We start from the raw sequence: 21322 nt of genomic DNA on the forward strand, positions 1-21322 counted from the left end.
ACCGCTATGAGAAGGCTCGCGCGAATCCTCCTCGGTGTCATGGGTCTCGCTCTGCTCATCGTCGGGCCGCCGCTCCTCCTCTGGACGTTCAGGCCGGTCTTCCTGCCAGACCACGTCCCGGCCTTCCCCGAAGTCGTCGCCTGGATCACCGAGCGAGATACCGGTCAGGTGTTCCTTCTCGTGGTGGCGGTCGTAGGGGCGATCGCCTGGTTGCAACTTGTCGTCGCTGTCGTGCTGGAATGCGTCGCACTCGCGCGTGGAGTCGCAGCGCCGCGACTGCCTGGATTCCGCTGGGCTCAACGACTCGTAGCCGGTGTCCTCTTCGGTCTGGTGGTCGGTACGACGGCTGCGGAGGCCGCGCAGCCTGCTGCCCCGACCACCATCGTCGCCCCGCAGGTCTCCGAACAGAGAATCCACCAGACCGCGGAGGACGCCGATCCTCCGGTGGCCGACGGGTACACGGTCGTTCCCGGCGACTCGCTGATGAGCATCGCGGCTGAGCACCTCGGCGACGAGAGTCGCTACCAGGAGATCTTCAATCTGAACCGGGGCCGACGTCAGGCAGACGGGGCAGCTCTTCGAAGCGTCGACTTGATCAAGCCCGGTTGGCATCTTGCGCTACCTACCGAGTCGCAGTGCGTCGAAGTCGTCGTCGGCGCAGGTGACACGCTGACACAGATCGCGCAGAAGCACCTCGGCTCCGCTTCCCGGTACGTCGAGATCTTCGAACTCAATCGAGGTCGACCACTGCCTGGCGGCCGGGTTTTGGACAACCCGGATCGGATCTATCCTGGCGATGTCCTACAACTTCCTGGAGCGGCAGCGCCTGAACACGGTGGGGGAGCAGCGTCTGGAAGCTCGACTTCGGCTCAGATCGCTCCGCCTGGCTGTGGGCCAGAGCCGGCACCGCCAGCTGCCCGGCCTGCGGAACCGACTTTGCCTTTGCCGGAGCGAGTGCCAGCGTCGACCCCCGCTCCGGCGCCCGTCGAGGTCGCTCCTGTGAGCGACGACAGCGTTGTACCCCTCGTCGCCGTCGGGCTCGGAGGGCTTCTTGCCGCCGGCGTTCTGGCGACCCTTGCCCGGCGCAGGATGCTCGCTCAACGACGTCGTCGTCCTGGAACACGAATCCGCCGTCCACCGCCCACAGACCTGGAGACTGCACTCAGGAAAGCAGAAGAACCTGCCACGGCCGAAGCTCTCGACGTCGCGCTGCGCAGTCTCGCCTATCGCACCCGGGAAGAGGGTGTCCCGCTGCCTGTCGTCCGGTCCGCAGTGGTAGGCAGCCGTAGCGTGGTCCTGCACCCGCCGGGACACAGTGAATCCTTTGCTGATTCGCTGGATGTCGATGAGCTGGACGGAGCTCCAGCGCCCTATCCGGCTCTTGTCACAGTCGGCCATGACTCTCGTCGCGACCTTGTGATGGTCAACCTCGCGGAGGTCGGCACGATCGTCCTCGACGGGAGCGCGGAAGAAGTCGAACCGGTCCTGTTGGCCATGGCCTGGGAACTGGCGACGTCAGCTTGGTCCGAGTCCGTCGTCGTGACATTGGTGGGCTTCGGGCGTTCGACCGCTGCGCACCATCCTGCTCGCTTCCGTCACTTCACGTCGGTGGACGGGCTTTCTGAGGCAGCCGTGACTCCAACGAGCGTGGTTCTGTCCGCTGATCCTTTCGACGTGGAGCAGCACGAGTGCCTTGCCGCGGTGGTCGCTGCGGGTACGTCGACCTCGGATGGCTGGAGGCTCGATGTTTCCGCGAAGTCCACGTTGATCGACGAACTCGGCATCGAAGTCGAGCTCCAGCGCCTTGACGCCGGTCAAGCGGAAGAACTCGTCGCGACGCTCACTGCCGAGGCCGAGGCCGAACAGGTGCCCGCCAGGGACTATCCGGATGTCCCGCCTGAACCACCGTCGACGACGGGACCCGAACTGAGGCTTCTCGGACCGGTCGGGCTGCACAACGTCGACCCGACGAAGGTCGAGGGCAAGAAGATCAACCGGCTCACCGAACTCGCTGCGTTCCTGCTCCTCCACCCGGGCGCGACCGCCGACGAAATCTCCCGGCAGCTCGGGACGGACACCCGGCCGTGGTCCCCGGCGACGAGGCAGGGCTACATCTCCCGCCTGCGGACTTGGCTCGGTCACGACGAGAACGGTGACCTTTACCTCCCGAACGTCGCGGGGGACGGAGGCGGCTACCGCCTGTCGAAGTCGATGAACAGTGACTGGCATCGTTTCAGGCAGCTTGCCGGCGCCGGTACGAACCATGACACCTCCGATCGGCGGGCTCGACTCGAAGCGGCACTCGCGCTCGTCACCGGAATGCCCTTCAGCAACATCGGTCCTGGCCGATACGCCTGGAACTCGTGGCATCAGCGAGAAATGATCGATGCCATCGTCGACGCCGCCCACACCCTGGCCGATTTCTGCCAACGGGCCAGCGATCTATCAGGGGCTCGCCGTGCGATCCTCCGGGGTCTTCTCGCCGAACCCGTCAGCGAACTCCTCTATCGAGATCTTCTTCGTGTGGAGCACCGAGCGGGAAACCGCGCTGCGGTGAAAGCCACCGCCGACAAGTTGACCGATCTCGCGGCCGCGCTCGATGTCGACCTCGACGTGGAAACCGCCGCGCTAGTGGACACCCTGCTCGGGCCCCAGTGAAGGCAGACTCACCAGGGATTTACGTTGCACTCACCCGAATACGTCACGATAGGCATGGTCTCGCCTCCATTCGAAGGCAACAGACCGTTAGGAGAACCCCATGTCTATCGTGACAAGAATTCTTTTCACCGGCCTCGCATGTGTCGCCGCCCTGGGAGTCGGTGGTGTAGAAGCTTCTGCGTCGCCGCGCGAGGAGCTCTATCAGTGCATTATCCAGGACAACACGCCACTTTGGTACCACGGTGTAATCCTCGGGTACTCCAACAAAGGGCAGGGCGTATACGACATACACGACTTCGGTGGTTTCCAGATCTGGGCAACGCTCTGGGGCGGCGGCATGTCATATCAGATCGACCGATGGAACGTCGGCTGGTGCTAGGGCCGTGTAGGGACTTTCGGCAGTCAACGCCGAAAATTCCCCCACGGCCGCGGGAAGATGCACTCTTGCAACGATCGGCCTTGGGAGCGCGGTGCTACCTCTCTGGCGAAGTTGCTCTGAGAGGGGAGCGAAGGCAAACGGCTAGCGGTGCTCACACTAACATATGAGTCTCGAGGGCCTGCTGCTGGCCTGTCCCGCGAACCCGCTGGTTAAGAGCCAGCGACACTCCGTGTCGGATGGTGCCGAGTGATGTCGAACAAGACCTTTTCGTCTGGTCGCGGCGCATCCATGGTGTCGGGGTGTGTCGCCTGGTGCCGGACTGTTTCGGACCTCTCGGGCTCGTCTCGGGCTCGCGGATGCCGGATTCTGTCGCTTGGTCCAGCCGCCTTGGATGCCTGCGTTGCCGGGTGGTGTGGACGATGACGGTGGGGGATCGGCGCGATCCGGTTGTGTCGGCGGTGAGCACGATGGTGGGGATCGTGGTCGGGCTGACGTTCCTCTTCGGGTTCGGCAATGTATTCGCGCTCGCTCTTCGACTCGGTGTCCCGGTGTGGGTCGCACCGTTGGTCGCGCCCGCGGTGGACCTGACGGTCGTGGCCTTGCTTGTGGCGATCCGCCGCCTCTCGGCGCATGGAGCAGCTCCTGAGGTGCAGCGCTCGGCGCGGCGGCTCCTGGTTCTCGCGAGCGCGGTGACACTGGCGTTGAACGTGGCCGAGCCGCTGATCGCGGGAGAGATCGGCAAGGCGCTGTTCGATGCGGTAGGACCGCTGTTGCTGATCGGCTGGTCCGACGTAGGACCGGGCTTGCTGCAGGCGCTCGCTGATCTGCGACAAGCCATGCAGTCTCCTGCTGTCGTTGCATCGACGAACACGGTGTTGAGAGTTTCGTCGGAGGCGGCGAACGAGAGCCTGTCAGGTGTCGACGACGACTTGGTGGAGCGGGCGAAGCAGATTGATGCCCGGCATCGAGAGTTGCACCAGCGGCCAATCTCGGCCGAAGCGCTTCGAAAAGCGTTAAGTGTTGGGGCAGAGCGTTCCCGGATCCTGACTCGTGTGGTGCGTTCAGAATGGCGCGGACCAACGCTCGCGGCAGCAAAGGTAAGTTCCTAAACAGACCGCTGTTGTACATGTCGGTCACAGCGGTTGTTCGCTGTCGGCCTTGGCTTTGACGCAGATGACAGCTCATTTTGAGCGACTTGTCATGAGCGTTCCGGGCCTCTTGTCTAATCGAGGTAGCCCCCGGCACGGAGTGCACCTTCGAGTTCGGGGTACCGGTAGTAGCTGTCGTCCGCGGTGGTCTTTGATTGGACTTCGTGGAGGAAGGACGTGAACGCCTCTGGCTGGCCAGCCCCCAAGTGTGCTGTGGCCCGGTACAGTGTGACGGCCAAGCCGGTCATTCGCTCGGCCAATCGGCACTGGTCGTTATCGGCCCACGCTGTGAGTGCGCTAGTAAGTTGGTCGACAGATAGAAGGCTGGCATGTTGAACGAGCAATTGGCCTATCTGCTCGCCGGTCCGGAAGTTCCACGCCTCCTTGAGAAATTCGATGACAGTAGGGATGAAATATGGTGCGGGCGCGACCGCGACTACGTTCATCCGATGTACCTTGCTCAACGTGGTGAATCGTTGTTCGAGTTGAGGAAGCCGGGATCGGGCGAGTTCGCTGCGTACGACAGCGAGGCAGATCGCCACGTCGACCGGCAGTGGCTCCCACTGCTCGGGGATGGGCAGAGCCAGGAGCAGTTGCTGTAGTCGCCCGGACAGGGCGTTGTCCACCATGGCCCAGAAGAAGTCCTGGTCACCCAGGCGAGCCATCGCGCGTAGCTGAACCTCCCCGACGAGTGCCTGGAAGGGCTCCAGTTGGCTCTCCACAGCTGACGTGACCATCGTGCGGTCCCGTCCCGCGAGAGCGAAGAGGACGACCGCGGCGCGGTTGGCGTACTCGACAGGGTTGAGTCGGCCGGCGGGGTCGATTTCGCGTAGTGCGTGCTTGGCGGCGATTTTGGCAATGTTGGTTCGGGTCTTGGTACGCACACGGTCGTAGAAGAGGGTCTGGATGTGTGCGATCTCAGGCACGAAGGAGGGGTCGCAGGTGTAGTTCTGAAATGCCTCTAGCGCCTGGCTGCCTTGGGTCGGCGGATGTGTGAGCAAGGCTGACAGGGCAACGGCGAGATGTGCTCGGGCGGACTCTGGACGTGGGGTGTACACCTCGCCGAAGCTGCGCAGCGACGGGTGGACGCACAGGTTGCGGTCTTCCCGGAGGCGGTCGAGCTCTCGTTGGTCGATCGTGTCGATGAGTTCCAACTGCATAGCGTTGGTCAGAAGGCTGCTTTCGATGACCTGCATCGCGCGCACGCCGTCGAAGGTGAGCCCTTTTGCTTGGGCGGCGGCAAGTTGGTCGCGAAACGTACCCGCTTGGGTGTCGCCTGTATCGGCTAGGGAGACGAGTTTACTGATGATGTCAGCGGTGACGGCTGTCCAGGTCGCCGCGATGCACGCACGAAACGCGCCTGCGTTGTAGGTACGCCATGCCTCCTCGGCCAGCGTCCGGATCTCCGGATTCCATACCTGCGCGAGCAGGGTCTCCACGTCATCCACCGCAGCCTCCTCTTCCTTAGCTCGAAGGCTATCGACTTCGGCAGCAGCGGCGGCGCTCGACATGGCCGATGCGACCCCGACTTGACTCAGTCTTGGGACCACAGCGGCTCCTAGAGTCAAGTCTTCGCATCATATTCGTCCGTTCGGGTGGTCGTTACTTTGTGCGGCTACGGTTGGTAACGCTTGAAGATGCGACGTAGATATGCGAGGCGATCTGTTTTCCTCCTGCCATACTCGTGGTCGGGCAGGAAGTGTCAGCGCGAAAAGGGGGTGAGTATGTTTCCGACTGGCCTCACATCCGTGCTGTCCGGGGCTTCGGTAGCGCAGCTGCGTAGCTGGAACAGGACGGGCCTGTTAGTACCCGAGGTGGCGACAGAGCCGTACCTGCTCTACTCGTACCGTGACGTGGTAGCTCTCCGTAGTGTCGTGCATCTTCGCCGTGAGCAATCGCTGCAGAAGATCCGCAAGGCGTTTACAAACGCCAACGAGCTGGACTTCTCTGAGCATCCATCTCGTTACCTGGCGTGAACTCGAGCAAGTGGGTTCCGATGAACTCACAGCTCGATATGTCCGGCCGTCCGGACGGTCCACGCCGGTCTCGGACCTGGAACGAACCGTTCACGCCGAGAAGCTTTGACGAACCCGTCACCTGTCCGGGTCGGTGCCGGAACGGGCACGCTTCCATGTCAAGGCCAGCCAGAGCAGGCTGAAGACGGTGATCGCCACGCCCAGCGAATCGGTCCAGTGACCGGTGAAGGCGCTGTCGATCCAGACCAGGACCCAGCCGAGCACGGCGGGCAGTTGCAGGTACCANGTCCGGGTCGGTGCCGGAACGGGCACGCTTCCATGTCAAGGCCAGCCAGAGCAGGCTGAAGACGGTGATCGCCACGCCCAGCGAATCGGTCCAGTGACCGGTGAAGGCGCTGTCGATCCAGACCAGGACCCAGCCGAGCACGGCGGGCAGTTGCAGGTACCAGTAGCGCCTGGGGATGACGCCGAGCAGGACCATGAACAGTAACGCGAACACCAGGGCGGGTGTGATGCCTCCCATCAGGAGCTCTCCTTCTGCGGAAGCTTTTCCGGTTGTCCGGTGGGCAGGTTGTCCGGCGGTTCGATGCGCAGTGCCTTGGCGACGGGCACGTCGGTGGAGGAGTGCAGCACGATCGACAGTGCGATGGTGATCGCGACCAGGTCGAAGACATGCTCTCCCGCCGGGATTCCCGCTTGTAGCGCAAGAAGTCCGTAGACGACGGATGCGAAGCCCTTGGGCCCGAACCAGGCCGCGACCGACCGTTCTCGTGCGGGCAGCGGGGTGCGGATCAGCGAGAGCATCATCGCGGCGGGCCGCACCAGCACGATCGCGATCACCGCTACCGCCCAGTCGCCGATGCTGAGGTGTGACAGCCGTTCCGGTGTGATGAGCGCGCCGAATACCAGGAGTGCGGCGAATTTCGTCGTCTCGGACAGCAGGTCGCCGAAGTGTTCGAAGTGCTCGGCCGATACACGGTCCATTGTGGCCAGTGTTGCGCCGGCCGCGAACGCGGCGAGGTAAGGGTTGGCGTGGGTGAGGTGGCAGGTCGCGTACAGGATCACCGCGACCGCCAACGGCCCCAGCGCCTGTAGCCGTGGTTCCGCGGTGAGGACTTTCAGCCGCCAGGCGAGCGCGATGGCCGCGGGGATGGCGACGCCGAGCGCGAGGCCGGCGACGAGTTCGATGGCGATGCCGCCGAAGTCGGTGTCCCGGTTCGCGGCGGTCGCGAGGAAGATCAGCACGAAGGGGAGCGCGAGGCCGTCGTTCAGCCCGGATTCGACGTTGAGCAGCCTGCGCAGCCGCAGTGGCACGTCCGTGCGGCCGACGATGGCGGAGGCGAACACCGGGTCCGTCGGTGACAGGATCGCGCCGATCAGGAACGACGTCGTCCAGTCCAAGCCGGTGAGGTAGTGCGTCGGCACCGCGATGCCCACCATGGTCAAGGGCATCGCCAGGCCCAGCGCGCGGCCGGAGAGTCGCCATCCTTCCTTCAGGGAGGGCAGGCTGGCGCGCTGGCCGTCGGTGAACAGCACGGTGAACAACGCCAGATCGGCCAGTCCGGTCACGAAGGCACCGTTGGAGGGAATGTCGACGAGGCCGAATCCGCCTTGCCCGATCAGAGCTCCCGCGACCAAGAACAGCAGCGCGGTCGACAGCACGGTGCGTGCCGCGAGCCCCGACAGCGACACGCTGATCAACAGCACCAGGCCGAATGCCAAAGCGAGCGCCATCAAGACTCCGTCCACGTCGAATGACCCACCCCTCGTGGGGTGGGTCGTGCCGACCAGACTTCCCGGCGCTCCGCGCGTAAAGATGCCGTATAGGCGCGGCGGACGCAAACCGCCGTCCCCGTCACGCCGAAGTCGGGGACACCGGCGGGTCCTTGCCCCCGACTTCGGGCGTTCTCGGTATCCGTCGTGGCCAGCGGGTGAGCACTGGCCCAGCTGTGGCGAGGATGAGGACATAGGCGGTGACGAGTGGACCGAGCGCGGCGCTCGCCGTGCCCGCGAGGCTGACGATCACCACCGAGAACTCCCCGCGCGCGATCAGGACCGTCCCGGCTCTGATTCGTCCTCGGCGTGCGGCGCCGTCCCGGCGTGCGGCCAGCCAGCCGGTCGCGAATTTGGTCGCTATCCCCGCCACTGCGAGAGCCAGCGCGGCGGGCAGGACGGGCAACAAGCCCGCCGGGCTGACCGCGAACCCGATCGAGAGGAAGAACGCGGCGGCGAACAGGTCGCGCAGCGGTGCGAGCACTGTCCTCGTGCGTTCGGCCGCGTCGCCGGTGAGGGTCAAACCGACGAGGAAGGCGCCGACGGCCGCGGACACGTCCACGAACTCTGCCAGTGCGGCCACGACGAGGGTCGAGCCGAGGACTCGCAGCATCAGCTGTTCCGAGTCGGGATGCGCGAGCCACCGGTTGACGTGATGTCCCCACCGATGGGACACGAGGAACGCCGCGGCGACGCAGACGATCGCGATCAGGACACCGGTGATCGCTTCGACCCAGGTACCTCCTGACGCGATGACCGCCAGCACAGGGAGGTACAACGCCATGGCGAAGTCCTCGATGACGAGGATCGACAGCACCGCGGAGGTTTCCCGGTTACCGAGCCGTCGCAGATCGGCGAGTAGCCGGGCGATGATGCCCGAGGACGAGATCCAGGTCGCCCCGGCGAGGGCGAAGACCCCCACCCAGTCCAGGCCGAGCAGCCATCCCGCGATCGCTCCCGGCGCCGCGTTCAGTACGAGGTCGACGACGGCGGAGGGAAGATGGCGGCGAAGGCTGTCCCGGAGCTCGGAGGCGTCGAATTCCAGGCCAAGGGTGAGCAGGAGGAGGACGACGCCGATCGAGGCGCCCGTCTGGACGAAGTCTCCGGCTGCCGGGATAGGCGCGATTCCGCCTTCGCCGAGGGCCAGGCCGGTAAGGAGGTAAAGGGGGATCGGTGAGAGCGACAGGCGGCGTGCGAACGCGCCCAGCACGCTGAGCACCAAGAGGATGATGCCGAGCTCGAGCAGGAGCGCGAGCGAGGTGTGCATGGTCAGCTTTCGATGATCGCGCGCACGCCGGTGATCCCCTCGTGCGTTCCGATCACCACTAGAACGTCCCCGCCGCGAAGGACTTCGTCCGGCGGCGGTGATGCGATGACCTCGCCACCGCGGACGATGGCGACGATGGACGCTCCTGTGCGGGTCCGGGCCCTGGTGTGGCCGAGCGGCTGTCCCACGTGGTCGGAGGCCGCCGGGACCACGATCTGGCCCGCGCTGAGGCCGGGTACCTCCTTGGTCAGGTCGGCGAAGCGCTCCGCGATCCTCGGCGCCCCGAGGATCTCCGCGACCGTGTCCGCTTCGGCAGCGGTGAGCCTGAACAGGAGCTCACCTTCGTCCGGGTCGGTCGTCGAGTATCCGATCACTTCGAAGGTGCCTGATCTACGAGCGACGATGCCGATCCGGTCGCCGTCGGCGTTGACGAACTCGTAGCGAAGCCCGACACCGGGCAGGAGAACCTCGTTGACGTCCATGGCTTCATCCTTACTGCGGCTACGGCCGGCGCAACCGTTGTGTGCACCGTGTGCTTCCGTGATCGATCGTAAGGTTTTCGTCAGGTCGGCCCTCTGCCTTCCGTGACAGGCTCGGCGTGTGGCGGGCATCTGGTCGTGGACGAGGAGAAGTGATGGCGCCGACGGTCAGGTTGCGTAGCAGGGCGCTCACCGAGCTGCTGTATCGGGACACTGGGAAGCCATCTGGAACACCGACTGCGGAGAGCTCCGGCGATAGCGGACTGTCGCGTGCGAGTCGGCTGCGTGGTCACGCGGCGCGTCTCCGCGAAATCGCGGGCGAGCACCTCGAAAAGGCGGCCGAATCGGTCGCCGAGGGCAAGCCGCTCTTGGCGCAGCGCCAGCGGGACCTCGCCGAACGGGCCTCCTGCCACTACATGGCCTATGACGAACTCGCCATGGCGGCGGAACGTCGGAGCAGGGCCCGGCGGCTCGCACGCGGGTCGACGGCGCAGGAGATCGAAGTTTGCCTCGCGTTCGCGGCCATCAGACGTGCGGAGGGCCATCGTGAGCGCGGCGAAGTCATCCTGCACCGCGGCGACAACTCGGTCTCGGCACGTCACCGCCACTTCGCGGAGGAGGCAGAGGAGAAGGCGAGAATCGCCGAGCTTCGCGCGGCGGAACTTCTGGAGGCACAAGCCGGAGTGAACCAAGGAGTGCCATGAATCCCCAGAAACGCGGACGGCCCCTATTCGGCCGACTGGATCCCTTCTGCCTGCTTGCCGTCGTCCCCTCCATGCTGGTGGGAGCCCTCTTGGCCACCCAGGGGCTATGGCTGCTCGGACTCGCCCCGGTGGGTTTCGCCGCGTTCGTCCTGCTGTTTGATTCCTGGGCGAATCGGCCGGACCCGCCCGCGCCGCCGCGACGCACAGCGCCTCAGCCGCGACCCCTCAACCGGCAAGTCTCACGGGTACCTCCGACCCACGCGGGACATCCAGGAGGGAACCCTCCTATGAGGACAGTGTGGGCGCGCCCGCATCAGTAGAGTTTCTGCTGCCGGAGAAGCGGTTCGTACCGAGCCACGTGATCGCCTCGCGGACGGCGCTCCGGGGTCCGGAGATCACGATCGCCTTGTCCCGCAAGGCTTCCAGCCAGTCCGTGTGGCCGAGCCAGACCTGAGCCAGCGCGCCGAGCGTGCAGTCGATCCGCATCGCCTGTGGCAGCCGTGGATCGTGGATGGTCGGTGCCGCGACATCCCGCGAGAGTACGAGCCACCACCAACGCGGCCCGGGCGACTCCGTAAACCGGAAATGAACCGACACTGCTTTGTCCGGAAGGACCGATCGGTCGATCTCCCGGGACATATCGCGTAACAGCAGGGCAGGATCGAGGTCGTTGTGCCGTGGCGGCGGCAACCAGCGCGCACCCCAGCTGCCGAGCGATTCGACGACCGCCGCCAGATCGCGGCCGGCTTCGGTCAGCTCGACCCGCTGAGGCCGGTTCGCCGGATGAAGGACGACCATTCCCGCGGTTCCCAGGGCCCTGAGCCGTTTGATCAGCAACCCGGTGGACATTCCCGGAACACCCGCGGCGACGTCCGGAAGCGTGGTGCTGCCGCGCAGCAGTTCCCGGACGATCAGCAGCGTCCACGGTTCGCCGACCACCTCGGTCGCCAGCGCGATCGGGCAGTGCTGTTCGTAGCGCATCAAAGCACCTGGACGAGACGGGCGATCCGGTGCCGCGCCATCCGGTGAAGCATCTCACCGAGCGCTTCGGGGACGATCTGTTCCTGGAGTTCTCGGTGGGTGGCGCGGACGATGGCGCCGACCGCGACCGGGGACAATTTCGTCGAGAACTCGCTGGCCAGCCAGACGGAAACGTCTTCGACGACGTCCTTCGCGCTCGGGGTCTCTACGCTCATCACTCTCCTCGCGTGCCCTTGACCTCCGGCCATTCTTCCGGTTCCGCGCTGGAGTGAACCTGACGACTGCCTGACGATTCCTCTGGTGCCTCGCGTCGCAGGGGGAGTACATTGCCCGCAGGAGCGCCGGGAAGCCTGGTCGGCAACAGCATTCGCCGACCGCGAAAGGGCTCCCATGTCATCCGTAGCCGCGACCCGCCCTCCTGCCGTCCACGTCGATGGACTGACCAAGCGGTTCGGTCGTACCGTCGCGGTCGACGACCTCACCTTGTCCGTTCCCGCCGGCGAGGTGTTCGGCTTCCTCGGCCCGAACGGCGCGGGCAAGTCCACGACGATCCGGCTGCTGCTCGGCCTGATCCGGCCGTCGGCCGGGACGGCCACCGTGTTCGGCGTTCCGGCGTCGGATGTTCGCCGGGCACACCGGCTGCTGGGTTATGTTCCTGGCGACGTCGCGCTGTGGCCGGAGCTCACCGGCGCCGAAATCCTCGAGCTGCTGGGCCGGGTCGGCCCGGACGTCGATACCCGCTATCGCGCGGAACTCGTGAGCCGGTTCGCGCTCGACCTGGACAAGCGGGCGAAGACCTATTCGACCGGCAACCGGCAGAAGATCGCGTTGGTCGCCGCGTTCTCGGCCCGGGCGGACCTGCTTGTCCTCGACGAGCCGACCAGCGGTCTGGATCCGTTGATGGAGCAGGAATTCCAGCGCTGTGTGGGCGAAGCACGGGAGCGTGGCCAGACGGTCTTCCTCAGCTCGCATCAGCTCGCCGAGGTCGAGGCCGTCTGCGACCGGGTCGGGATCCTGCGCGCCGGACGGCTCGTCGAGATCGCCGGGATCGCGGAGCTGCGCAAATTGCGCCGTACCACCGCCGAGGTGGCCTTCCGCGGGCAGGAGCCGTCCTTAGTGGACATATCTGGTGTCATCGAGGTCGAACGACTGGACGGAGATCGCGTCCGGTTCACCCTGTCCGGGCCCCCGGGGCCGGCGTTGCGGGCGCTCGCCGCGGCCGACGTCACCACGATATCGATGCGTGAACCGCGGCTCGAGGAGATCTTCCTCGACTATTACGGGGAGAACGCGCGATGACCACAGCGTCTGCGGAAACCCTTGCGACCACGACAGAATCTGCCGGGCAGGAGAGCGCGAACCTGGCCGTCACCCGTCACTTCGCCCGCAGGACGCGCCGCGGCGCCCTGATCGTCGCCTTCGCCGCGGCCGGGATGTCCGCTCTCGTGGCAGGCCAATACCAGAGCACCTTCGCCGGGGCACTCGACGGATCGGCGCTCCGGGCGCTGGCGGAGAATCCGGCCATCCGGATCCTGTTCGGGCCACCGGTCGCGCTCGACGATCCCGGTGGGTTCACCGTGTGGCGAACGGGGACGCCGGTACAGGTCCTGGTCGCCGTGTGGGCGCTTCTGACCGCGACCCGGCTGACCCGTGGTGACGAAGACGCCGGTCGCGCCGACCTGCTGCTCGCAGGCCGGCTCCGGCCGCTGGACCTGGTGATCCGGTGCCTGATCGCCTTGGGTGCCGCGGCGGTCGTCATCGCCTCGGCCGTGGCACTGGCCTTGTTGCTCACCGGCACCAGGCCCGCCGGTGCGCTCATCCACGCCGCCGGTCTGCTCGGCGTGATCCTAACGTTCGCCGCGGCGGGAGTGCTCGCGGCTCAGGTCCTGCCTACCCGTTCGGCGGCGACGGGCCTTGCCGTCGCTGTTCTCGGCGCGGGGCTGCTCCTGCGCATGCTCGCGGACGGCGCCGAGACGCTCTCGTGGGTCGCGTGGCTCACCCCGTTCGGCTTGACAGGCGAAGCGTCGCCATACGCGGGCAACAAGGCGGCGCCGCTGCTTGTGCTTTTCGCATTCCCGGTCGTGCTCACCGCCGGCGCGAGTGTGGCCGCCGTTCACCGAGACGTCGGCCGTGGCCTGCTCAACCCGTCCGGCCGTCGCCGGCCGCGGACACGGCTGCTCGGTTCCATCACCGGCTTCGCCGTGCGGCGCACCTTGCGTGCCACGGCGGGATGGGCCCTCGGAATCGTCGCGTACTTCTTCCTTGTCGGGATCTTGATCTCGTCCGTTCTCCGTTTCCTGCAGGAGAACCAGCGGTTCGCGGAGCTCGCGGGCGCGGCCGGGTTCGCCGGCCTCGGAACCGCCGAAGGGTTCGCCGCCGCTATGTTCGGTCTCCTTGCCATCCCTGCCGGTCTTTACGGCGCCACCCGGATCGCGGCTTTCGCCGCGGACGAGGCCGACCGCAGGTGGACACCCTTGCTCGCCCTGCCCATTCCACGCCACAGATTCGCCCTCGCGGAGATCACCGTGTCGGTGGTCGCGTTGCTCGCGCTTCTCGCCGCGGCCGGGCTGTCGCTCTGGACCGGCGCCACCATCGCGGCCGCGCCACTCGGCTTGGTCGCCGCCCTGACCGGCGCGTGGAACGCGGCACCGGTCGCGTTGCTCTCGCTCGGCGCCGCGGTGTTTGCCCTCGGCTGGGCGCCGCGTGCGGTCGCCGTGCTCGGCGCGCTCCCCGTCGTCGGCGGCTTCCTGCTCAACGTCGTCCTGCAAAGCGTCGAAGCTCCGCCATGGCTGACTTACCTGACACCCTTCGGCCATCTCGCCTCGGTCCCGGCCGAGCCGCCGAACTGGAGCGCCATCATCGTCCTCCTCGTGACATCGGGACTTCTCGTGCTCGCGGGCCTGGCCGGCTACGGCCGCCGGGACCTGGCCACCTGACCCGAAACCTCTGACCGCACCAGAACGCTGGGAATGGGCCGTTCATGCCGATCAGCCGTCGTCTAACTGTCTGGACGCGACTTTGACAAACACGGCACATCTGGGGGCGCGATGGTGGTCGCCCTCTTTCCCGTCAGGCGGTTGAGTGTGTGGCCGACGCGAAGGGGGACAGTACTGTTTACGTGAAAGTGTGGTCGATGGCGCGGCGAATCGAGCCTCGATGTGGTGGCACGTGAAGGGGAACCGGTGTGGGTGAGCAGATGCAGATCGGCGAGGTGGCCGAGCGCACCGGGCTGTCGTTGCGGACGATCCGCTATTACGAGGAAGTAGGCTTGGTGGTCCCCAGCGCTCGCAGTCAGGGCGGTTTCCGGCTGTACACCGACCCGGACGTGGACCGGCTGGAACTGATCAAGCGGATGAAGCCGCTGGGGTTCCAGCTGGAGGAGATGCGCGACCTGCTGGCCATCCTTGACCCGATCCCGGGGAGTCCCGAGATCGCGGACCCGGCGGCTCGTCTTGGGGAATTCAGTGAGACCGCCGAGAAAGCCTGCGTGGAGCTGCGTGCGAGGCTGACCATCGCCGAGGAGTTCGCCGCCCTGTTGCGCTCGTACGACGCCACCGACACGGGCTCCGGCCGGCGTCGGGGGTGACCTTGCCCTCTTCCGTCCCCGGACCCTTCGGGTCGGACCATCTCTACTCTAACGTAAGGTGAGAGTTGCCTGGCGGGTGGTGGACCATGCCGCCGGGTCATCAGTGCCCCAGCTCCCGCACCTTGGTCGAGGATGCCCCTGGCCGGCACGTCCGCAGGGTCTTGTCAGTACGCCGTGGTGGCGTGCGGTGGTTCCGCGCCCGCGTGGCGCCCGAGAAAGTCAGGTTGTCCGTCTGTGCCGAGTCTTGTGCCCCAGGTGTTCACGCGCCCCTCGTGGTTGTCGCCCAAGGTCGCTCGTACTGAGATCCTCGCCGGTCTGGTGGTCGCGCTCGCGTTGATCCCGGAGGCGATCTCGTTCTCGATCATCGCGGGCGTGGACCCGAGTGTCGGGTTGTTCGCGTCGTTCACCATGGCGGTGGTGATCTCGGTCGTGGGCGGTCGTCCGGCGATGATCTCCGCCGCGACCGGGGCGATCGCGCTCGTGGTCGCTCCCTTGGCGCGTGAGCATGGGCTGAACTACCTGATCGCCACGGTGATCCTGGGTGGTCTGTTCCAGATCGTGCTCGGCTCGCTGGGTGTGGCCAGGCTGATGCGGTTCGTGCCGCGCAGCGTGATGGTCGGGTTCGTCAACGCGCTGGCGATCTTGATCTTCCTGGCGCAGGTGCCGGAGCTGATCGACGTGCCGTGGCCGGTGTACCCGCTGTTCGCCGGTGGGCTCGTGCTCATGGTGCTGTTCCCGAAGCTCACCAAGGTGATTCCGGCGCCGCTGGTGTCCATTGTGGCTTTGACCGCGCTGACGATCGCCGCGGGGATCGCGGTCCCGACGGTGGGGGACAAGGGTGTCCTGCCCTCCTCGCTGCCCACGCCCGGTGTTCCGGAGGTGCCGTTCACCCTCGGCACGCTCGCGTTGCTCGCGCCGTACGCGCTCGCGTTCGCGCTGGTGGGGCTGATGGAGTCGTTGATGACCGCGAAGCTCGTCGACGACATCACCGACACGCGTTCCAACAAGACCCGTGAAGCGATCGGTCAAGGTGTCGCGAACATCGTCACGGGTTTCTTCGGCGGTATGGGCGGTTGCGCGATGATCGGTCAGACCATGATCAACGTGAAGACCGCCGGTGCCCGGACTCGGCTGTCGACGTTCCTGGCCGGAACTTTCCTGATGATCCTGTGCATCGTCTTCGGTCCGCTGGTCTCACAGATCCCGATGGCGGCCCTGGTGGCCGTGATGGTGCTGGTCGCGTTCGGCACCTTCGACTGGCACAGCGTCGCCCCGGCCACACTCAAGCGGATGCCGTGGGGCGAGATCATCGTCATGGTCGTCACCGTGGCCGTCGTGGTGGCCACCGACAACCTCGCCATCGGCGTGGTCGTCGGCTCGATCACCGCCATGGTGATCTTCGCGCGCCGCGTCGCGCACCTGGTCGACGTCACCGCAGTGGTCGACCCCGACGGCACCCAGGTCGTCTACGCCGTCACCGGAGAGCTGTTCTTCGCCTCCAGCAACGACTTGGTCTACCAATTCGACTACGCGAACGACCCGGACAAGGTCGTCATCGACCTCACCGACGCCCATATCTGGGACGCCTCCACCGTCGCCGCACTCGACGCGATCACCACCAAATACGCGTCACGGGGCAAGACCGTCGAGATCGTCGGGCTGAACGAACACAGCGCCCACATGCACGGAAAGCTCTCCGGCGAACTCGCCGGCAGCCACTGACACAGGCCGAACAGTGAGGGCGGAGCCGTCACGGCTCCGCCCTCACTCGTTCGATGCGGTGGTCGAGTGTGACAGGGTCGCCACGCTTTCCCCGTTGTGCGCCGAAAACAGGGTATCCACGTGATAGCGCAACACCGCGGTCGCGCCGTCCACATCCTGTTGTCCGATCAGGACACTGGTGCCCAGGCCATGGCTGAGCGTCACCAGGCGGGCCGCCTCCAGCGACACGTCCACGCCCGGCGCCAGCTGCCCGCCGGCCTGTGCGCGACGCAGCGCATTAGCGAGCTGCTGGTGGAGGTCGTCCACGCTGGAGGCGAACGGTTCGGCGCTCAGCTGGGAATCGGTCATCGCCAGTACCGCGTACGAGGCGCCGACCAGATGGAAGACCCGGCTTTCCTCGTCCGACGGCAGCGCTTCGGCGAGGAACGCTTCGATGAAGTCCCGCGGTGGCACCGGATCCGGTAGCTCCGCCAGACGTGCCGCCCACCGTGTGCGGCTCTGCTGTTCCAGCTGTCTCAGCGCGCCGAGCAGCAGTTGTTCCTTGGTGTCGAAGTAGTACTGGATGAGCCGCAGCGACACTCCCGATTCGGCGGCCACCGCCCGCATCGTGACGGCGTGCAGTCCTTCCCGGGCTGCGACCCGGACCAGTGCTTCGGCGATCTGAGCGCGCCGCTCCGCATGATCGACCGTCCTCGGCACTACGCGCCTCCGTGCACTCGTTGGTTATGATACGAGCGTATATGATACAGCTGTATCACGAAGTGGCTCGGGAGGTCCGGTGGGTTTCCGCGACACCGACCGCGGTGGTCCGTCGTCGAGGACCACTGGGTCGCAGATGGTTCTCGCGCTGGTGTGTGCGGCGCAGTTCATGGTCGTGCTCGACATCTCGGTGGTGAACGTCGCCCTGCCGTCGATCCAGCGATCGCTCAATTTCGACGCCGCGGGTCAGCAGTGGGTGGTCAACGCCTACGCGCTGACGTTCGCCGGGCTTCTTCTGCTCGGCGGGCGGCTGGCGGATCTCTACGGCCGTCGGCGGGTGTTCCTCGCCGGGCTCACGTTGTTCTCTGGTGCGAGCCTGGTGGGTGGTCTGGCGGATACCCCGGGGTTGTTTGTCGCCGCTCGTGCGGTTCAAGGCGTAGGTGCCGCCGTTCTGGCTCCGGCTACGCTGACGGTACTCACCGCCACCTTCCCCGAAGGCCCTGGGCGTACTCGCGCGCTGGCGCTGTGGACCGCGGTCGGCGTCGCGGGCGGTACCGCGGGAAACCTTCTCGGCGGGGTGCTCACCGAGTACCTCTCCTGGCGATCGATCCTGCTGATCAACGTCCCGATCGGCGCCGGAGCCATCATGCTCGCCCTGCGGTATCTCTCCGGTGGCGGTCGTCCGGCGACGCGCCCACGGCTCGACCTGGCGGGCGCGGTCCTGGCGACACTGGGGCTGACCGCGCTCGCCTACGGCATCACGCAGTCCCATGACGCGGGCTGGGACGCGGCGGTGACGGTGGTGAGCCTGCTGGCAGGGGCTGCGGCGTTGGCGGGATTCGTCGTGGTCGAGGCGCGCTTCGCCGCGGTCCCGGTCATTCCGTTGCGCCTGTTCCGGGCGCGGGCGATCAGTCTCGGGAACTTGGTGATGCTGCTGGCCGGGGCTTGCCTGAACCCGATGTGGTTCTTCCTGACCGTGTCCATGCAGAACGTCCTGCACTACAGCCCGCTGCTGACCGGCCTCGCGTTCCTGCCGCACACCGTCGTCACCATCCTGGTCGCCGCCCGCGTCACCCCGTGGCTGATGCGGTACGTCGACAGCCGGACCCTCATCGCGACCGGCGCCCTCCTCACCGCCACCGGATTCGCCTGGCAGAGCCTGCTGACACCGGACAGCGGATACCTGTCCGGGATCCTCGGCCCGGCGATCGTGTTCTCGATCGGCGGAGGTCTGCTCAACACGCCGATCACCACCACTGTCACCTCGGGGGTCGACACGGCGGACGCCGGTGCCGCCTCAGGGCTGATGAACACCACCAAACAGGTCGGCGGTGCGCTCGGCCTGGCCGTCCTGGTCACCGTCGCGGGCAGCCACACCGCCGGCGCCGAAGCGCTTTCCGCCGCCTACAGCCGCGCGTTCGTGGTGATCGCGGCACTCATGGTCATCGTGGCCGCGCTCGCATACACCCTGCCATCACAACGAGACGGCGCTGTCCGGTAGCAGACCGGTTGTGGCGCCCTTTCGTTCTGCTTTTGAATCCGACGACAGTGGTGACTCTGGCCAAAGTCGGCGGGCATCTCTAGCGCAATCGGCTCCTAGATTCGCCGGGTGCGTCCGTGAGCTGGACGTACCGGCTCGGCGCTCCGCAGAACTCGACCTGGCGTGTCGGTCAAGGTGCCGTCGGGGCACATCGGCCGCTCGCTCCGGCCGACGATCTGCTTACTGCTCCGGGGACGTGCGGGTTATTCGGTAGGGCGGCGTCGTTTGTCGCGGATGTAGATGACTGCCGGCTTGCCGTCGCCGGGGGTGCGCCGGTCGTGTTCGAACAGGGTGGTGGCGGTGATCAGGCCGCTGAGCTTGGGGTAGCCGTAGTTGCGTGGGTCGAAGTCTGGGCGTTGTTTGGTGATGATGCTGCCTACTGCGGCGAGTGCGGCCCAGCCGTCGTCGTCGGAGGCTGCCTCGACGGCGTTGCGCAGTTGGTTCACCAGTGCTGTGTCGGCCTTCAGTTGTGCCGCTGCCGTAGCGGGTTTGGGCTTGGGGTCCGCTTCCGCCGGCGCGGCGGGATTGTGAGGGTGGGTGAGGTTCTCGGTGTAGATGAACTTGTCGCAGGCCGCGACGAAGGGTTGGGGTGTTTTGCGTTCGCCGAAGCCGTAGACGGTGAGGCCGGATTCGCGTAGTCGTGCGGCGAGTCTGGTGAAGTCGCTGTCGCTGGAGACGATGCAGAATCCGTCGAAGCGTCCGGAGTAGAGCAGGTCCATGGCGTCGATGACCATCGCCGCGTCGGTGGCGTTCTTGCCGGTGGTGTAGGCGAACTGTTGGATGGGCTGGATGGACTGGGCCAGCAGGTGGTCTTTCCAGCCTTTGAGGTTGGTGCCGGTCCAGTCGCCGTAGGCGCGTTTGACGTGAGCGGTGCCGTACTTGGCGACCTCGGCTAGTAATCCTTCGGTGATCGACGGTCGTGCGTTGTCTGCGTCGATTAGTACTGCGAGTCTGATGGTGTTCTCGCCGGCCATGGATCAAGCCCTTCGGTAAGTCGTCTGACCCTGGCGTCAGCCGACGTTGGTCGATCATCCCGCAGCAACGCACTTCACCAGCGTCGTACCTGGTCTGCGACGTCGTCTCTGCCGATTTCCGCTGCGTTGATGGTCATGACCCGACGACGCAGGAACTCGGCACTGCGCCGGTTACCGGGTCGGGAGCACTGGTCGCTCGCCCGCGGACCGGCAAGACGGATCAGTCTCAGGATTCCCGCCGTTCCGGTGTGCCGGAGTTGCGTCGTCGGGGCTCGGCGGCGGGTTACATCGCGGTGAATGCGGTCTTCTGCGAGGTGCGGGAAGGCCACGGAACGCGGTAACGCCCGCCGAGCCATCGGCGACCTAGGTAGTGGCCCGGCAGCCCCTCCCCCTCGCTGCCGGGTCTTTTGCTGCGCTCGCGTGCCGACTTGCAGCTGCCGCCACTATTCCAAGTGTGCGACGAGGTAAGCGCTAGAGCGGGGCTCCGATCCTTAGAAGTCGGCGTCGTCGAGTGGGAAGTGCTCTTTGTCCCATTGGCGGCGTAGCGCGATCAGGGCGGCTCGATTGAGGACCGTGATCTCGGGCTTGTTCCCGCGTGTCGTTCGGGTGATGAGTCCTTGTAGCTCGAGGTAGGTGAGTGACGTTCGGAGCCGGTGGGTGGTGTAGCGGCCGTTGTGTTTTGTTGCTGCGACTTGTGCGGCGGGTGAGTGCAGCAGGTCCGGGGTTCGCTGATGCCAGAGTTCGACAAGTCGGGTGCGGTCGCAGGTCGGCTGGGCGTGGTCGGTGATCTCGAGGAGGACGTCGGCGACGTCCACGGTCTCGCCGGAGACTGGCGTGCCCTGGACCTCTATGAGTCCGTTCTTGCTGTGGCGGGCGGCACCGCGGCGGCCTCGTTCGGCGGCGACCGCGTCAGCGATCCGGTAGCTGGCGTTGGCTGAGTTGGGCCAGGGGAGAAGCTGTAGCCGCGCCCAGAGTGCGGTGTCGGCGAGTGATTCCTCGCCGGCATGGGCCTGGCGGTGGTCGTCAACAGCGACCGCCAGAGCCAGTAGCGAGCGCTGTAGGGACTCCACGACGCTATCGCGATGGACCTGGCGGACGCGGTCGGAGGCCAGGGCGAGGTATTGGTGCACGACGATATGGAAGAGGCTGGCTCGTTCACGCCAGGCGATGAACTCGCGATACTGGCTGGTGTGCTCGACAGCGGTCATGAGCCCGGCGTCGTGTTGCTTCTCGGCGAGCTTGATCTGGTCGCGGCGGCATGTGGCCGTGTGGCTCGCCTGGGCTTCAATAGTTTTGAGTACGCGGTAGGTCTGAGAGACGCGGTCGTCGGCGAGCAGGGCTTCCCACCTGCCGCGGTGAGATGGGGTGAGGGCTTCGCGGATGTAGTGCTCGGCGTCTTCGTCGTCCGTCGGGTCGTACGGGAGCGAGTTCGGCAC

Annotated in this window: 19 protein-coding genes; 10 read left to right on the top strand and 9 right to left on the bottom strand. The window is 66.2% G+C overall.

What is annotated here, in order from left to right; translation table 11 throughout:
• The first annotated feature begins 6 nt into the window (after positions 1–6).
• From ACXIZN_RS04430 to ACXIZN_RS04440, 3 genes are all read left to right on the top strand, one after another.
• Positions 7–2658 carry a LysM peptidoglycan-binding domain-containing protein gene (locus tag ACXIZN_RS04430; protein ID WP_457952673.1) on the top strand — a complete coding sequence of 884 codons (2652 nt, stop codon included), beginning with the start codon at positions 7–9 and terminating at the stop codon, positions 2656–2658.
• Between the two features lie 100 nt (positions 2659–2758).
• Entirely contained in the window at positions 2759–3037 is a 279-nt protein-coding gene (locus ACXIZN_RS04435; RefSeq protein WP_457952674.1) for a hypothetical protein, read from the top strand.
• Positions 3038–3456: 419 nt separating this feature from the next.
• On the top strand, positions 3457–4146 hold the full coding sequence (locus tag ACXIZN_RS04440) for a hypothetical protein (RefSeq protein WP_457952675.1): 690 nt from the start codon (positions 3457–3459) through the stop codon (positions 4144–4146).
• A gap of 113 nt (positions 4147–4259) precedes the next feature.
• On the opposite strand, the gene ACXIZN_RS04445 is transcribed toward ACXIZN_RS04440, so the two are convergent.
• Positions 4260–5633, bottom strand: a complete 1374-nt coding sequence (locus tag ACXIZN_RS04445; protein WP_457952676.1) for a hypothetical protein — start codon at positions 5631–5633, stop codon at positions 4260–4262.
• Positions 5634–5909: 276 nt separating this feature from the next.
• Here ACXIZN_RS04445 and ACXIZN_RS04450 point away from each other — a divergent pair, with 276 nt between their 5' ends.
• Entirely contained in the window at positions 5910–6161 is a 252-nt protein-coding gene (locus ACXIZN_RS04450; RefSeq protein WP_457952677.1) for a MerR family transcriptional regulator, read from the top strand.
• 522 nt (positions 6162–6683) lie between these two features.
• Here ACXIZN_RS04450 and ACXIZN_RS04455 read toward each other — a convergent pair.
• From ACXIZN_RS04455 to ACXIZN_RS04465, 3 genes are all read right to left on the bottom strand, one after another.
• Entirely contained in the window at positions 6684–7895 is a 1212-nt protein-coding gene (locus tag ACXIZN_RS04455; protein ID WP_457952678.1) for a cation:proton antiporter, read from the bottom strand.
• A 121-nt stretch (positions 7896–8016) separates the two neighbouring features.
• On the bottom strand, positions 8017–9201 hold the full coding sequence (locus ACXIZN_RS04460) for a cation:proton antiporter (RefSeq protein ID WP_457952680.1): 1185 nt from the start codon (positions 9199–9201) through the stop codon (positions 8017–8019).
• A gap of 2 nt (positions 9202–9203) precedes the next feature.
• The gene (locus ACXIZN_RS04465) at positions 9204–9683 is read right to left on the bottom strand and encodes a cation:proton antiporter regulatory subunit (RefSeq protein WP_457952681.1); all 480 of its coding nucleotides are present in this window, start codon (positions 9681–9683) and stop codon (positions 9204–9206) included.
• Between the two features lie 152 nt (positions 9684–9835).
• Here ACXIZN_RS04465 and ACXIZN_RS04470 point away from each other — a divergent pair, with 152 nt between their 5' ends.
• Positions 9836–10384 (top strand): hypothetical protein, encoded by a 549-nt coding sequence (locus ACXIZN_RS04470; protein WP_457952682.1) that lies wholly within the window; start codon positions 9836–9838, stop codon positions 10382–10384.
• Between the two features lie 285 nt (positions 10385–10669).
• Here the strand turns inward: ACXIZN_RS04470 and ACXIZN_RS04475 are convergent, their stop codons facing one another.
• Positions 10670–11365 (bottom strand): winged helix-turn-helix transcriptional regulator, encoded by a 696-nt coding sequence (locus tag ACXIZN_RS04475; protein WP_457952683.1) that lies wholly within the window; start codon positions 11363–11365, stop codon positions 10670–10672.
• Positions 11365–11580 carry a hypothetical protein gene (locus tag ACXIZN_RS04480; RefSeq protein WP_457952684.1) on the bottom strand — a complete coding sequence of 72 codons (216 nt, stop codon included), beginning with the start codon at positions 11578–11580 and terminating at the stop codon, positions 11365–11367. The genes ACXIZN_RS04475 and ACXIZN_RS04480 overlap by 1 nt, the downstream gene beginning before the upstream one ends.
• A gap of 175 nt (positions 11581–11755) precedes the next feature.
• Between ACXIZN_RS04480 and ACXIZN_RS04485 the strand changes: the two genes are divergently transcribed.
• From ACXIZN_RS04485 to ACXIZN_RS04500, 4 genes are all read left to right on the top strand, one after another.
• On the top strand, positions 11756–12664 hold the full coding sequence (locus ACXIZN_RS04485; protein ID WP_457952685.1) for an ATP-binding cassette domain-containing protein: 909 nt from the start codon (positions 11756–11758) through the stop codon (positions 12662–12664).
• Positions 12661–14301 (top strand): ABC transporter permease, encoded by a 1641-nt coding sequence (locus ACXIZN_RS04490; RefSeq protein ID WP_457952687.1) that lies wholly within the window; start codon positions 12661–12663, stop codon positions 14299–14301. Before ACXIZN_RS04485 ends, ACXIZN_RS04490 begins: the two co-directional genes overlap by 4 nt.
• 248 nt (positions 14302–14549) lie before the next feature.
• Positions 14550–14951 (top strand): MerR family transcriptional regulator, encoded by a 402-nt coding sequence (locus tag ACXIZN_RS04495; RefSeq protein WP_457952688.1) that lies wholly within the window; start codon positions 14550–14552, stop codon positions 14949–14951.
• A 255-nt stretch (positions 14952–15206) separates the two neighbouring features.
• Positions 15207–16673: a SulP family inorganic anion transporter gene (locus ACXIZN_RS04500; RefSeq protein ID WP_457952689.1), complete on the top strand. Its 1467-nt coding sequence runs from the start codon at positions 15207–15209 to the stop codon at positions 16671–16673.
• A 42-nt stretch (positions 16674–16715) separates the two neighbouring features.
• Here ACXIZN_RS04500 and ACXIZN_RS04505 read toward each other — a convergent pair whose 3' ends face one another.
• Positions 16716–17372, bottom strand: coding sequence for a TetR/AcrR family transcriptional regulator (locus ACXIZN_RS04505; RefSeq protein WP_457952690.1), 657 nt, complete (start codon positions 17370–17372; stop codon positions 16716–16718).
• Between the two features lie 136 nt (positions 17373–17508).
• Here ACXIZN_RS04505 and ACXIZN_RS04510 point away from each other — a divergent pair, with 136 nt between their 5' ends.
• Positions 17509–18873, top strand: a complete 1365-nt coding sequence (locus ACXIZN_RS04510) for an MFS transporter (RefSeq protein WP_457952691.1) — start codon at positions 17509–17511, stop codon at positions 18871–18873.
• 242 nt (positions 18874–19115) lie between these two features.
• Here the strand turns inward: ACXIZN_RS04510 and ACXIZN_RS04515 are convergent, their stop codons facing one another.
• Both ACXIZN_RS04515 and ACXIZN_RS04520 read right to left on the bottom strand, forming a co-directional pair.
• The gene (locus ACXIZN_RS04515) at positions 19116–19886 is read right to left on the bottom strand and encodes an NYN domain-containing protein (protein WP_457952692.1); all 771 of its coding nucleotides are present in this window, start codon (positions 19884–19886) and stop codon (positions 19116–19118) included.
• 491 nt (positions 19887–20377) lie between these two features.
• Positions 20378–21322 (bottom strand): hypothetical protein, encoded by a 945-nt coding sequence (locus ACXIZN_RS04520; RefSeq protein WP_457952693.1) that lies wholly within the window; start codon positions 21320–21322, stop codon positions 20378–20380.

This window comes from Amycolatopsis sp. TRM77291 (assembly GCF_054166285.1).

Coding starts and splice junctions, on each gene's coding strand:
- ACXIZN_RS04430 (WP_457952673.1), top strand. CDS start 7: ATGAGAAGGCTCGCGCGAATCCTCCTCGGTGTCATGGGTCTCGCTCTG.
- ACXIZN_RS04435 (WP_457952674.1), top strand. CDS start 2,759: ATGTCTATCGTGACAAGAATTCTTTTCACCGGCCTCGCATGTGTCGCC.
- ACXIZN_RS04440 (WP_457952675.1), top strand. CDS start 3,457: ATGACGGTGGGGGATCGGCGCGATCCGGTTGTGTCGGCGGTGAGCACG.
- ACXIZN_RS04450 (WP_457952677.1), top strand. CDS start 5,910: ATGTTTCCGACTGGCCTCACATCCGTGCTGTCCGGGGCTTCGGTAGCG.
- ACXIZN_RS04455 (WP_457952678.1), bottom strand. CDS start 7,895: ATGGCGCTCGCTTTGGCATTCGGCCTGGTGCTGTTGATCAGCGTGTCG.
- ACXIZN_RS04460 (WP_457952680.1), bottom strand. CDS start 9,201: ATGCACACCTCGCTCGCGCTCCTGCTCGAGCTCGGCATCATCCTCTTG.
- ACXIZN_RS04465 (WP_457952681.1), bottom strand. CDS start 9,683: ATGGACGTCAACGAGGTTCTCCTGCCCGGTGTCGGGCTTCGCTACGAG.
- ACXIZN_RS04470 (WP_457952682.1), top strand. CDS start 9,836: ATGGCGCCGACGGTCAGGTTGCGTAGCAGGGCGCTCACCGAGCTGCTG.
- ACXIZN_RS04475 (WP_457952683.1), bottom strand. CDS start 11,365: ATGCGCTACGAACAGCACTGCCCGATCGCGCTGGCGACCGAGGTGGTC.
- ACXIZN_RS04480 (WP_457952684.1), bottom strand. CDS start 11,580: ATGAGCGTAGAGACCCCGAGCGCGAAGGACGTCGTCGAAGACGTTTCC.
- ACXIZN_RS04485 (WP_457952685.1), top strand. CDS start 11,756: ATGTCATCCGTAGCCGCGACCCGCCCTCCTGCCGTCCACGTCGATGGA.
- ACXIZN_RS04490 (WP_457952687.1), top strand. CDS start 12,661: ATGACCACAGCGTCTGCGGAAACCCTTGCGACCACGACAGAATCTGCC.
- ACXIZN_RS04510 (WP_457952691.1), top strand. CDS start 17,509: ATGGTTCTCGCGCTGGTGTGTGCGGCGCAGTTCATGGTCGTGCTCGAC.
- ACXIZN_RS04515 (WP_457952692.1), bottom strand. CDS start 19,886: ATGGCCGGCGAGAACACCATCAGACTCGCAGTACTAATCGACGCAGAC.